The 13,571-nt window shown below is 48.7% G+C and carries 10 protein-coding genes; 2 read left to right on the plus strand and 8 right to left on the minus strand.

Annotated features, from left to right (window positions below; all coding sequences use genetic code 11):
* Nucleotides 1–3: 3 nt before the first annotated feature.
* The 6 genes from A10D4_RS06585 to tig all read right to left on the minus strand — a co-directional run bounded on the left by A10D4_RS06585 (nt 4) and on the right by tig (nt 8,432).
* Complete coding sequence (locus A10D4_RS06585; protein WP_008488511.1) at nt 4–1,881, minus strand: SurA N-terminal domain-containing protein; 1,878 nt, start codon at nt 1,879–1,881, stop codon at nt 4–6.
* A 184-nt stretch (nt 1,882–2,065) separates the two neighbouring features.
* A complete protein-coding gene (hupB, locus tag A10D4_RS06590) occupies nt 2,066–2,338 on the minus strand; it encodes a nucleoid-associated protein HU-beta (protein ID WP_008488512.1) in 273 nt (90 codons plus the stop codon).
* A 283-nt stretch (nt 2,339–2,621) separates the two neighbouring features.
* Nucleotides 2,622–4,976: an endopeptidase La gene (gene lon / locus A10D4_RS06595; protein ID WP_008488513.1), complete on the minus strand. Its 2,355-nt coding sequence runs from the start codon at nt 4,974–4,976 to the stop codon at nt 2,622–2,624.
* 134 nt (nt 4,977–5,110) lie between these two features.
* Complete coding sequence (gene clpX / locus A10D4_RS06600) at nt 5,111–6,388, minus strand: ATP-dependent protease ATP-binding subunit ClpX (RefSeq protein ID WP_008488514.1); 1,278 nt, start codon at nt 6,386–6,388, stop codon at nt 5,111–5,113.
* A 32-nt stretch (nt 6,389–6,420) separates the two neighbouring features.
* Nucleotides 6,421–7,041, minus strand: a complete 621-nt coding sequence (clpP, locus tag A10D4_RS06605; protein ID WP_008488516.1) for an ATP-dependent Clp endopeptidase proteolytic subunit ClpP — start codon at nt 7,039–7,041, stop codon at nt 6,421–6,423.
* Nucleotides 7,042–7,130: 89 nt separating this feature from the next.
* Nucleotides 7,131–8,432, minus strand: a complete 1,302-nt coding sequence (gene tig, locus A10D4_RS06610) for a trigger factor (protein ID WP_008488517.1) — start codon at nt 8,430–8,432, stop codon at nt 7,131–7,133.
* A gap of 191 nt (nt 8,433–8,623) precedes the next feature.
* On the opposite strand from tig, the gene A10D4_RS06615 reads away from it, so the two are divergent.
* The gene (locus A10D4_RS06615; RefSeq protein ID WP_040502710.1) at nt 8,624–9,211 is read left to right on the plus strand and encodes a DUF1415 domain-containing protein; all 588 of its coding nucleotides are present in this window, start codon (nt 8,624–8,626) and stop codon (nt 9,209–9,211) included.
* A gap of 24 nt (nt 9,212–9,235) precedes the next feature.
* Nucleotides 9,236–9,742, plus strand: a complete 507-nt coding sequence (locus A10D4_RS06620) for a GAF domain-containing protein (RefSeq protein ID WP_008488519.1) — start codon at nt 9,236–9,238, stop codon at nt 9,740–9,742.
* A gap of 15 nt (nt 9,743–9,757) precedes the next feature.
* Here A10D4_RS06620 and mdoH read toward each other — a convergent pair whose 3' ends face one another.
* Together mdoH and A10D4_RS06630 are read right to left on the minus strand one after the other, a co-directional pair.
* Nucleotides 9,758–11,665: a glucans biosynthesis glucosyltransferase MdoH gene (mdoH, locus tag A10D4_RS06625; protein ID WP_008488520.1), complete on the minus strand. Its 1,908-nt coding sequence runs from the start codon at nt 11,663–11,665 to the stop codon at nt 9,758–9,760.
* A 12-nt stretch (nt 11,666–11,677) separates the two neighbouring features.
* Nucleotides 11,678–13,423, minus strand: coding sequence for an OpgD/OpgG family glucan biosynthesis protein (locus A10D4_RS06630; protein ID WP_008488521.1), 1,746 nt, complete (start codon nt 13,421–13,423; stop codon nt 11,678–11,680).
* Nucleotides 13,424–13,571: the final 148 nt, after the last annotated feature.

A 13,571-nucleotide genomic window follows, 5' to 3' on the forward strand; every position in this document is an offset into this window, starting at 1 on the left:
GTATTACAGATTACGCGGATAGCGCGTGATCTCGGCGTCGGCCTTGAGTGCTTCCATAAAGGCTTGGAATTCACTTTGAATCTGGCGATTCGCTAAGCGCTCACGTAGTGCCTCAAACTGTTCAGGGTCGACGTTACCGTCTTGCACTTGTGTCAGTTTGATGACGGCGACATTACCGTTATTCATGGCGACCGTATCGATACTAGGCTGAGCATCGCTGGGCTGTGCCATACTGAACAACGCGTTGCGCAGGTTAGCCGGTAATTGCCCTTGCTGACGAGTCACGCTATCGATGCTTTTTAATTCCTGCGACGGCGCTTCGCCATTCAGCCAAGCATCGGCAATTCGCTGCGCTTCCTGCATCGCTAATTGCTGAGCTTGTTCGGCACGCAACTGCTGTTCGATGCTTGCTTTAACCTCTTGCAACGGTTTAACCGCTACTGGCTCATGTTCGGTAACACGGAACACTAAGCTACGCTCACCCAGATCCACCACTTCGCTATTGAGCTTTTCATCGACCGCTTGGCCCGAGAAAATCTGCGATAAGAGTTGCGCATCGCTAAGCGGGGTTGGTGCATTGTTACGGGTAAACCAATCGCTTTGACGAACAGTCAGATCTAACGCTTCTGCGGCTGGTTGCAAACTATCAGGCGCTTCAAAACTCACTTCGGCTAACGTTTGCTGCTGCTCGAAGTATGCTTTATCGACGGCTTGCTCGCGCATTTGCGAGACTAATTCCTCACGCACGTCAGCAAATGGCTCAACCGTGCCCTCACGCAAATCGGTCAACTTGATCAGGTGATAGCCAAACTCTGTCTTGACAACATCGCTAACATCACCCACGTTTTGCAGTGCAAACGCCGCGTCTTCAAAGGTTTCCCCCATAGTACCGCGCTCTAGCCATTCCAAATCGCCACCGGCTTCCGCCGAGAAGGTGTCATCTGAGTTTTGCTGCGCTAAATTGGCGAAATCGGCGCCGTTTTCTAATTGCTGCTTGATGTCGTCAATTTTAGCTTTAGCGGCGGCTTCATCGTCACCAAATTCAATCAAGATGTGCGATACACGACGCTGCTCAGGAGTGCTATAACGATCTTGATTATCATCATAAAACTGACGCGCAGCACTCTCGTCAACATCAACCGTTTGCGCTAATTGCTCACGGCTAATTTCGACGTAAGCGACTTTGACCCGCTCTGGCGTTTCAAACTGTGCTTGGTTAGCTTGGTAATAATCGTTTACCGCTTGCTCGTCCAGCTCCACCTGCTGCATGAACGGCTCAATCGCTAAGGTCACATATTCACCGCTACGGGTTTGCCCTTGCAAGCGTTGGAACGTTGCTAACTCATTAGGCAGCATAAACGACGAAGTAACCACGCCCTGCATCAATTGCGAGCGCACCATATCGTTCTGCATCGCTTGCGCAAAACGTTCAGGGGTGTAGCCCATCTGACGTAAACTCAGCAAGTACATGTCGTTGCTGAACTGACCTGCTTCGCGGAACGCAGGAATGTCACGAATAGCTTTTTTCACCTGCTCAATGGAAACACGCATACCATTGTCTTTGGCAAATTGTTGAGCGAGTTTTTGTTCGATAAGTTGCTCTAACACACCACGACGCATCTGCTGCATATAGCCATCGTCGGCAGCTAAGGTGTCATAAAAGTCACCAAGTTGCTGCTGCATTCGCGAGCGTTCATTATCGAATGCCCGATCATATTCAACCTTACTGATATCTTCGCCATTGACAGATGCCACATTGACCTCAGCACTGCCACCGATATAAGAACTAATACCTGCCAAAGCGAAGGTAAAAATAATCAATACCAGGATGGCTTTCACAGCAAAGCTGTGCTGCGAATTCTCACGTATCCTGTCCAGCATAACCTGTTAATCCTCAAGTTCTGACAAATCGACGCTATTATAGCGACTTGTTGAAAAAACTCACTGCCTAAATAACAAATAACCCGAGGCGAGCCTCGGGTTACTAACGGTCACTATGGGTCATTAACGACTCAGAGTGAGATCAAGAAAAGCGTCCGAAGACGCTTTTCTGAAAGACATTCGCTTAGTTGACTGAGTCTTTAAGCGCTTTACCGGCTTTAAAAGATGGTACTTTTGCAGCAGCGATTTGAATCGCTTTACCAGTTTGAGGGTTACGGCCAGTGCGAGCTGAACGCTCACGTACACTGAAAGTACCGAAACCAACCAGAGCTACTTGCTCACCATTTTTCAGAGCGTCAGTTACTGCATCGATAAATGAGTCCAGAGCACGACCAGCAGCAGCCTTAGAAATATCCGCACCCGCCGCAATTTTGTCAATAAGCTGAGACTTGTTCACAGTATCATCCCCTTAGATTGTTATTATCAAGTTCCATCAGAACCATTCAATATGAAATGGGCCTTAGGTGTTTATAGCAAGCCTGAAGTTTCAGTTCAAGCCTATCCATGAGTTAAAGGATTTCCAATTCCAAAGTACTCACTTCCTTGTTACACAAGGGCTAGAGTTACTTTAATTGCTAGGCTACCACAGTATTTGCCGTTGAAAACCCTTTTTTTTACTTTTTTTGACGAAAGAATGCGGCCTAGCGCATTAAAACCACGCTATAAGCCGCATTTCTTGGTTACTTATCGACTTTAGTCGCAGCCTCAACAGGGTCTCTTTCAAGTGCAACTTTTAACACTTCGTCTATCCATTGCACGGGTTGAATGGTTAAATCGCGTTTGACGTTATCGGCGATTTCTTTTAAATCACGCTCATTATCTTTCGGTATTAAGACATGCTTAATACCGCCGCGATGTGCCGCCAATAACTTCTCTTTTAAGCCGCCAATCGCCAACACTTCACCACGTAATGTGATTTCACCGGTCATCGCCACATCCGAACGTACCGGAATTTGCGTGAACGATGACACTAAAGCCGTGACCATCGCAATACCGGCACTCGGCCCATCTTTCGGAGTCGCGCCCTCAGGTACGTGTACGTGAATATCACGCTTCTCATGGAAGTCTTCGGCAATCCCCAATTTGTCGGCTCGGCTACGAACCACAGTTAATGCCGTTTGAATCGACTCTTGCATGACATCGCCCAGCGAGCCAGTAGAGGTGATCTTACCTTTACCTGCTACATTGGTCGCTTCGATGGTCAACAAGTCACCACCCACTTCGGTCCATGCCAGCCCGGTCACTTGACCAATCTGGTTACTTTCCTCGGCTTTACCGTAATCGAAACGTTGTACGCCCAAGAAATCCGATAAGTTTTCATCGGTAATTTCGACATGGTTGAGCTCGCTATCCAGCAGAATCGATTTCACCGCTTTGCGACATAACCGCGATAGTTCACGCTCAAGGTTACGTACCCCAGCCTCACGGGTATAGTAGCGGATGATGCCGATGATGGCTGAATCTTGTACGGTGATCTCTTTACGTTTTAAACCATTGCGCTCAATTTGCTTGGGTAACAAATGTCGCTTCGCGATGTTCAGCTTTTCATCCTCGGTATAACCCGAAAGACGAATAACTTCCATGCGGTCAAGCAACGGCGCTGGAATATTCATGCTGTTGGAGGTCGCCACGAACATCACGTCAGATAAGTCGTAATCGACCTCTAAATAATGGTCGTTGAATGTGGTGTTTTGCTCTGGATCGAGCACCTCTAATAACGCTGATGCCGGGTCGCCACGCATATCGGCCGACATCTTATCGATCTCATCCAACAAGAACAGCGGATTACGCACACCCACTTTGGACATTTTCTGAATGAGTTTGCCAGGCATCGAGCCAATGTATGTACGACGGTGACCACGGATCTCAGCCTCATCGCGAACACCACCCAACGCCATACGCACATACTTACGCCCGGTGGCCTTAGCAATCGACTGCCCCAGCGACGTCTTACCGACGCCTGGCGGTCCCACCAAGCACAGAATGGCACCGCGTACCTTGCTAGTGCGTTGCTGCACGGCGAGGTACTCGATAATACGTTCTTTTACTTTTTCCAATCCGTAATGGTCGGCATCAAGGATCTTTTCAGCGTTTGCCAAATCTTTTTTGATGCGCGAACGCTTCTTCCAAGGTACCGCCACCATCCAATCGATGTAGCCCCGCACCACCGTCGCTTCTGCCGACATCGGCGACATCATTTTTAACTTCTGCAGCTCAGCCTGTACCTTGTCGCGTGCTTCCGCAGGCATGGCGGCGTCTTCGATCTTTTTCTGCAGTGCTTCAAATTCGTCGGCGCCGTCTTCACCCTCACCCAGCTCGCGTTGAATGGCTTTCATTTGCTCATTCAAATAATATTCACGCTGACTCTTTTCCATCTGCTTTTTGACTCGCGCACGAATGCGTTTCTCAACTTGCAGAATATCGATTTCACTTTCCATTAACGCCATCAAATACTCTAAGCGTTCACGGACATCAGTAATTTCTAAAACGTGTTGCTTATCTGCCAGTTTCAGCGGCATATGTGCCGCCATGGTATCGGCCAAGCGGTCGGCATCATCAATGCCCGACAGCGAGGTCAGTACTTCCGGTGGAATTTTCTTGTTCAGTTTGACGTATCCTTCAAACTGGTTCATGGCAGAGCGCACCATGACATCTTCTTCTTGCTCGGGCAGCGCCTCGGAGGCTAAGTAATGCAGCTCGGCACGGAAAAAATCGTCGCTGTCTTCAAATTTATCGATAGCGGCTCGCTGTAAACCCTCGACCAATACCTTGACAGTACCATCGGGTAGTTTTAATAACTGCAAAATTGTCGCGACTGCACCGACAGGATAAATGTCGTCTGCCGCAGGCTCATCGACAGAAGCGTCTTTTTGTGCCGATAAGAAGATTTGCTTGTCGTTATCCATGGCCGCTTCTAAACAGCGAATAGATTTTTCGCGGCCGACAAATAAGGGAATTACCATGTGCGGATAAACCACTACATCGCGTAATGGCAGAACTGGCATACTGACTCGTTCTGTACGCTCTTCACTCATATGACTCTCCACGGGGATCGGGTCGGGAATTGTTATCTCTTTAATATGCGGCCTTCGGCGGAAAGTTCAATAGAAAACATAAAAAAGGGCCTTAATGGCCCTTTTTTGCATGATTTCTACGCTTAATTGGTGATTTATTCACCAGACGCCTGTTTTTCCTGACTGCCATTTTGATAAATCAGGATAGGATCAGACTCCCCCTTAATCACCGATTCATCAATGACCACTTTGCTGACATCTTGCATCGACGGTAATTCGTACATGATATTTAACAATACCGCTTCAACAATTGAACGTAAGCCACGAGCACCGGTTTTACGCTCCATCGCCTTACGAGCAATGGCTCGTAACGCATCCTCACGGAACTCTAATTCGACGTCTTCCATCTCGAACAATGCCGAGTACTGCTTGGTCAACGCATTTTTCGGTTCGCTTAAGATTTGCACCAAAGCATCTTCATCCAATTCATTCAGTGTCGCTACCACCGGTAGTCGACCAATGAACTCGGGGATCAGGCCGTAACGTACTAAATCTTCTGGCTCAACTTGCGCAATCACTTCGCCTTCAGCGCGCTGGTTCTTACTCTTCACATCAGCACCAAAGCCAATGCCGGTACCCGTGGCTAGGCGCTGTTCAATGACCTTATTCAAACCAGCAAAAGCACCGCCACAGATAAATAGAATTTTCGAGGTATCGACCTGCAAAAACTCTTGTTGCGGGTGCTTGCGTCCACCTTGCGGCGGCACCGAGGCAATGGTGCCCTCAATCAGCTTCAGCAATGCTTGCTGTACGCCCTCACCCGATACATCTCGAGTGATCGATGGGTTTTCTGATTTACGCGAAATTTTGTCGATTTCATCGATGTAGACAATACCGCGCTGGGCTTTTTCAACATCGTAATCGCATTTTTGTAGCAATTTTTGGATGATGTTTTCAACATCTTCACCGACATAACCGGCTTCGGTTAAGGTGGTTGCATCTGCCATCGTAAAAGGCACATCAAGAAAACGCGCCAAGGTTTCGGCTAAGAACGTTTTACCCGAGCCAGTAGGACCAATTAGCAGAATATTACTCTTACCCAATTCAATTTGGTCTTTCTGCTTCGCGTTCGTGCGCAATCGCTTATAGTGGTTATACACTGCAACAGACAATACTTTTTTAGCCAACTCTTGGCCAATCACATAATCATCCAAATGGTGACGAATTTGCTTCGGCACCGGCAGCTCATCCTGCACTTGTTTGGGCGAGATATTTTGTATCTCTTCTTGCAGGATATCGTTACACAAGTCGACACATTCATCGCAAATAAAGACCGACGGCCCAGCAATCAGCTTCCGCACTTCGTGCTGGCTCTTGCCGCAAAAAGTACAGTACAGCGGCTTCTCGCCGTCACCTTGGGTTTTATCTGTCATAGCTATCTCCAAGCTTGGTGATAAGGTACAACTCAGGCTTCCTCACCACGCTGACGCAAAATACCGTCGACTAATCCATAGTCGACAGACTGCTCTGCAGACATGAAGTTATCGCGATCGGTGTCTTTCGCGATGACGTCGTAATCCTTACCGGTATTATCGGCAAGCATCCGATTCAACTTGTCTTTTAAATACAGAATCTGTTTGGCGTGAATTTCAAAATCCGACGCCTGGCCCTGAAAACCACCTAATGGTTGGTGGATCATGACCCGTGAGTTGGGTAAGCAATAACGTTTGCCTTTGGCGCCACCGGCCAACAAGAACGCGCCCATACTGGCAGCTTGTCCCATACAAACCGTGCTGACGTCAGGCTTGATAAAGCGCATGGTATCGTAGATCGCCATACCCGCAGTAACCACGCCACCCGGTGAATTAATATACAAATAAATATCTTTGTCGGGATTATCCGACTCTAAGAATAATAATTGCGCCACGATCAAGTTGGCCATGTGGTCTTCAATTTGACCACAGCAAAAGATAACGCGTTCTTTTAATAAACGCGAATAAATGTCGTATGAACGCTCGCCACGCGAGGTTTGTTCCACGACCATTGGAACCAGTTGAGCTAGCGGATCCTGCAAGTCACTGTTCATTATTGGCTTTCTCCTGAAAACAAAAATGGCTCGTATGCCACAACATACGAGCCATTAAAGCAAGTGGATGACGTAACCGTCAACGCTTATTACTGTTGCTGCGGGTTCATGATCTCGTCGAAGCTGGCTTTTTTCTCGGTGACCGAGGCCTTATCGAGGATCAAATCAATCGCTTGTTCTTCCAAGGCAATGTTGCGGACTTGCTGCATCATTTCTTGGTTGCCTTTGTAATATTCGATCACTTCTTGCGGATCTTCATAGGCAGAGGCTTGAGTCGCGATGATGTCTTCAACCTTCGCTTCGTCAACTTTCAGTTCATTACCGCGGATCACTTCGCCCAGCAACAAACCAACTTTAACGCGCTCTTTTGCTTGTTCTTCGAACAAATCAGCAGGTAATTCAGGCATGTTTTGCTGAGCACCACCAAAACGCTGCATAGCTTGACGACGCAGGTTATCGATTTCTTGGTCGATCAAGGCTTTTGGCATCTCAACGTCGGCACTATCAGCCAGACCTTTCAATACTTGCTCTTTGATCTTACCTTTTAACGCGTTGCTAAGCTCACGCTCCATGTTTTTACGCACTTCAGCTTTCAGCGCGTCAACACCACCTTCTTTAACCCCAAACAGCGCGACGAATTCGTCGTTCAGTTCAGGCAGTTCACGCTCCTCAACCGTTTTCGCGGTGATCACGAACTGCGCTTCTTTACCTTTCAGGTTTTCCGCGTGATAGTCGTCAGGGAAGGTCACTTCGATGGTTTTCTCTTCACCGGCTTTGATACCGATGACGCCGTCTTCAAAACCCGGGATCATGCGGCCTTCGCCTAGTTCTAAAGCGAAGTCAGAGGCTTTGCCACCGTCAAATTCTTCACCGTCGATCGAGCCTACGAAGTCCATTGTGACTTTGTCACCTTTTTTCGACTTACGTTTAACGCTCTTCCAGCCCGCATGTTGCTTGCGTAAGGTTTCCAGCATATTGTCAACATCAGCGTCGGTAACTTCAACGCTAGGCTTTTCAACCTTGATGTTTTCCAAGCCAGTCACTTCAACCTCTGGATACACTTCGACAGTAGCGACGAATTCCAAGTCTTTACCGCTTTCGTTGACCTTAGGTTCGATAGCTGGCGCGCCTGCAGGGCTTAACTTTTCCTGCATGACCGCTTCAAAGTATTTGTTTTGCATCAAATTAGATGCTGCGCGAGCTCGCGCTTCACGGCCAAACATTTTCTGCAGCACGTGAGGAGGAATTTTGCCCTTACGGAAGCCGTTAACACGACGATGACGATACTCGTCTTTTAACAAGCGTTTTACTTCATTATCAATTGTTTCGGCCGGTACCGTGATGGTTAAACGGCGCTCTAAGCCTTGCGTAGTCTCTACAGAAACCTGCATTTCTTGTACCTCGGTTTCAATCTTATAATGCCTCGCCATAACGGCTAGGGGACGCGAAAAATGACGCAGCATTATAGCGACCTCAATGGCATCAGTCGAGGGATAGCCGCATTTTTTTATCATCCTTTAACCAATGGCGGATCAAGCCCATGCTATAATTGGCCTTTATTGGTCTATCGCAATTGAATTTTATGCCTGATAACGATACTGCAACGGCGCTCATGCAAGCTTGGCTGCGTGACTTCATCATTGCACTTAATTTATGTCCCTTTGCCAAAAAAGAAGTCGAACGCCAACGCGTCGCCTATCGACCATTTAACGCCAGTGCCGACGAGTCAATTGAGGTTTGTGCGTTACAAGCGATAGCCGCCGCCTGTGAAGAGCTAGATAATCAGCCTGATATCGCTACCAGCTTGGTTTTTAACCCCGCACAACAAATGGATTTCCTACATTATTTGGATGTCTTAAATACTGCCGAAAGGTTGTTACAGCAACTGAATTACGAGGGTATTTATCAGTTAGCCAGCTTTCACCCCGATTATTGTTTTGCTGATAGTGATGCTGATGATCCGGCTAACTACAGTAATCGCGCCCCCTACCCTTGTTTTCATCTATTACGCGAACAACAGCTTAGTCGTGTACTTGAGCAATACCCCGAACCGGAGCGTATTCCCGAAACCAACATTGCGCGCTTACGCGAATTAGGTAAAGAAAGCATTTGCGCTAAACTTGATAGCAGTTATGCTAGCGCCGTTGCTGCTCAAATTGACAGTGATTAAACCACTCAAAGACGAGGACGCTTGATGCCAGCCGCACTTCCCGACAACGAAGCTAGTCGCCTATTAGCGCTACACGATCACGAGATTTTAGACACCCTGCCAGAGCAACTTTACGATGACATTGTTGAGCTAGCGAGTGCGATTTGTGAAACACCGATAGCGTTAATATCGTTAGTTGACGGGTATCGCCAATGGTTTAAAGCGCAAGTCGGATTAGACGTCTGTGAGACACCACGCGAGCAAAGCTTTTGTGCCTACGCCATCTTACAGCCGAGCGATATCATGGTGGTGGAAGATGCCCATTTAGACCCGCGCTTTCAACACAACCCGTTGGTTACCGAAAAGCCGTTTATTCGTTTTTATGCCGGTGCGCCGCTGGTGACCGACAACGGCTATGCCTTAGGTACATTGTGCGTCATCGACAGTCACCCACGCCAACTTGAGCAACGCCAACGGCGCGCGTTGGCGGCACTAGCGCGGCAAACGGTGGCGCTATTAACACTACGCCGCCATTTGCTACTGCCTAATTAGGCTAGCATGTGCCGGTTACCCATCACCGTTAGCCCGCCGAGTTGAGCGGGCTTGTTGCAATGCTTGTGTCGGCATCGGCGCAAACTGGTTGGGCGGTACCGCCGGAACCGTTAAACTGAGAGCAGGCTCTTCGACCTCGTCTAACAGCTGTTGCAAACGTCTCAGCACATCAGGCTCGGCCTTGGCACGGCTGAGTTTGACTTCGCTTGGCACCCATAACAGACCTAGTCGGCGTAATCCCAAACCCAACTTTAAACTGCTGGAATAGCGCACTATCGGCGCGGCCAACACTAAACCAAATAGAATCGGCGTTAACCACCAAAAGAACACTGGTGCTAAGCTATAGGTTAACCACCCCCACAATCCCGCCGCAATGCTGGTGAGTAAGGTACGGGCAAAGGCTTCTCGCCAAGGTACTAAACGCCCCTCACGCGATTGACTATCCCAGTTTACCGATAAGCCAAGCACCACCGCCAGCACAAAATAGGCATGAAACACCATCATGATGGGTGCAATGATGATGGCAAAGGTAGTTTCAATCAGCGCACTGATGGTTAACCGAATAGCCCCACCAAACTCACGCCGCCGATACAATATAGTCACCAGCAACGAGAGCACTTTGGGTAACAGCAACAGCACCGCCGTAACGCCAATTAAGACGAACATTTGTTCGGTCTTAGCAACCGGCCAATTCGGAAACAGTTGGTAGCTGTGGCTAAAGTATTGGTTACTATTGACACTGCGCAATACCGCATCGATGGTCGAGAATACCAACATCAGTAGCCACAACAATGAGGCAATATAGGCGGTCGCGCCAGCAGCAAAATGGACCCGGCTGATGGCCTGCCAACCGCGTTTAAACAATAAGCCTAAATGCTGAATATTGCCTTGCACCCAACGCCGATCACGAGTGGCATAATCCAGCATATTGCTCGGCACTTCTTCGTAACTACCGCCGATATCGGCCAATAAATAGACGTCCCAGCCCGCCCGTTTCAGCATCGCCGCCTCAACGAAGTCATGGCTGAGAATGTCGCCACCTAACGGTGCTTTACCGGGTAAGGTTGGCAAGCCACAGTGCGCCATAAATGCGCGTACACGAATGATCGCATTATGCCCCCAGTAGTTAGCTGTGTCAGTTTGCCAAAACGCTTGTCCGGTGGCCAGCATAGGACTGTATAAGACGCTGGCAAACTGCACAAAACGACCAAAAAAGGTCGCTTGTCTTACTGGAATAGGAACGGTCTGCATCAGTCCGGCTTGCGGTTGAGCTTGCATTTGCCGCACTAATTGCAAAATACAATCGGCACTCAGCACACTATCGGCATCAAGCACCAACATAAAATCATATTGGCTGCCCCAGCGCTCACAAAACTCTTTTATGTTACCGGTTTTACGTTCACGGTTTTTGTGTCGACGCCGATAAAAAGCCCGTTGCGCCAAATCACCAAGACGCTCTGTCATCGCGTGCCAAGCACTAAGTTCGGCCGCCGCCAGTTTGACGTTTTGAGTATCGCTCAACATATAAAAGTCGAATGGCGCCAAATCGTGATGTGCAGCTAAATCTCGCAAGGTAGCCTCAAACCCAGCCATAATACGCCGGGTGTCTTCGTTATAAACCGGCATGATCAAGGCAGTACGGGAGTCGATGGCGTCTGTCATATTACGCTGCCGCGAAAGGCGTTTTAAGCTAATTGGATCGAGCCGCAACAACTGCAATATAAAACCAAATACCGCACTCCAAAAAGCCATAACAATCCAGCCAAAAGTGACGGTGAAGAGTAATAAAATAGTCGCTTCCAACACAGTAAAGTCGTTACTGCGTAAAATGTCGAACATCAACGCGCTGCCAACCAGTGTACTGACCAGCGTCAGCGCAAAGAACAGCCAACGGCGCCATGCGTCGTTTCTTGCTTTCATCATGGTCCTCGTAACCTATTCGACGGCGTTAGCGCGCCAGACGTAATTCCAGGTTTCGGTTAGCGGTTGTCCGCGCAAATGGACAAATAGTTGCATATCGACAGCATCAGCCTCACCAGGCAACAACTTAAATGCCACCCGAATCGCGCCTTGTTGCTCAGCGTTAGCTGGCAGCCGCTGCACCTGCACGTCTTTAGCTTCACCATTGGATAACTGTAGCTGCGCCGTTAACGGTAACTTAGCGCCAAGCGTAGCTAACTGACCACCACTAAAATCAATGGTAAATTGCCGTTGTGACGCTGGCGGCATTGAGCCATCGGCATTCGGTACTAAGTCTCGACCAATACGAGTGCGCGTCACTGTCGCTTGTTGCTGCTCGGCAATTTTACCCGCAACACTGGTCAACATATAGCGATAATAACGACTATCACCGGCTTTTAACGCGCGTTTAGGAACCCAATACGCACCGATATTATCGTTCACCTCAGTATCGGTGGGTATTTCGAGTAATTCAACGGCGCCTTCGCCCCATTGATTCAACGGCTCGACCCATAACCCTGGGCGCTTTTCGTAAACCGCCTCTAAATCGAGATAATTATCGAAGTCACGATCACGCTGTAATAAACCGAAGCCACGTGGGTTGGTGTCTGATAACGTGACCACGCTGAGATTCTTAGGGTTGGTGAGTGGTCGCCAAATCCATTGCTGATGTGAGGTGTGCAATAACAACCCGTCCGAATCGTGCACTTCGGGGCGATAGTCATCGCTGAAGCGACGACTATTTTCGCCGTGTAAGTACATCGATGTTAGCGGCGCTACGCCAAGCTTGCCGATGTCGCGACGGGCATAAATATGCGCATCCACCAATACTTGAGTGGGCGCCGAAGGGAACACCTCAAATTTATAAGCGCCGGTGACCGACGGACTATCCAGCAACGCATAGATCACCAGACTGGTGGCTTTTTCATCTGGGCGCTGTAACCAAAACTCACGAAACCGCGGAAACTCCTCGCCCTTTGCGGTGGCTGTATCAACCGCCAAGCCTCGCGCCGATAGTCCGTAACTTTGACTCGGTCCTATCAAGCGAAAGTACGAAGCGCCCTGAAACACCAAAAACTCGTCTTTATAATCCGGATCATTCAACGGATAGTGCACGCGAAAACCACTGAAGCCCCATTTTTCGGGATGGCTGTCTGGCTGTTCGCTGACGATTTGCGCAAGGTCTGGAGCGGGTTTATCGTAGTTAAAATAGTCAGTAGAAAAGGGTACAGCTTGTTCGTTATCGGTTATCTCATTGATAGCGACCGGTTCGCGATATAAGAAGCCGGGATGAAACAACTGAATTTCAAAAGGCGACTGGTCATGCCAAAGCGCATTATCGGTTTTGAAGCGAATTGAGCGATAAGCGGTGTAGTCTAACCCGGTTAACGTTTTCGGTAAGACTTGAGCCGGTGCTTGATAGTCTTTTTCGGCTAAGTTCTGAGCCCGCGCTTGCAAGGTTTCAAAAAAACGTTCGCGTAAAGGCGGTTCAGCATCAACAGTGTCTGGCGACGGGTTAGCTGATTGTGATTCAGTGGTTGTTTCGGCCGCCGCCGCTTGTTCACTGTCCGAAGTCAATAATTGATTGACCCAATTCTTAAAACTGTTGCCTGACGCTGGCGAATTAAGCGCCATTGCCGGCGAGGTCCAAACTATAGTGCTGGTTGCGCCTAATACACAGGCCGCCAACACGTTTTTCTTTGCTGCAGAAAAATAACGCATAAGCTTCTCCTAAGTGGCCTTTGGCGTACCGACACGAGCGTCCTGCTGGTGTTAATCAGTCGTGCAAAGGTCAGTAGAATAATGTAGCGAAATCAAGGTAATTACACCACGGCAAAGCATGTAAATGTTTCGTAAGCTAAATAAACAA

This window comes from Idiomarina xiamenensis 10-D-4 (genome assembly GCF_000299895.1).
Taxonomy (GTDB): domain Bacteria; phylum Pseudomonadota; class Gammaproteobacteria; order Enterobacterales; family Alteromonadaceae; genus Idiomarina; species Idiomarina xiamenensis.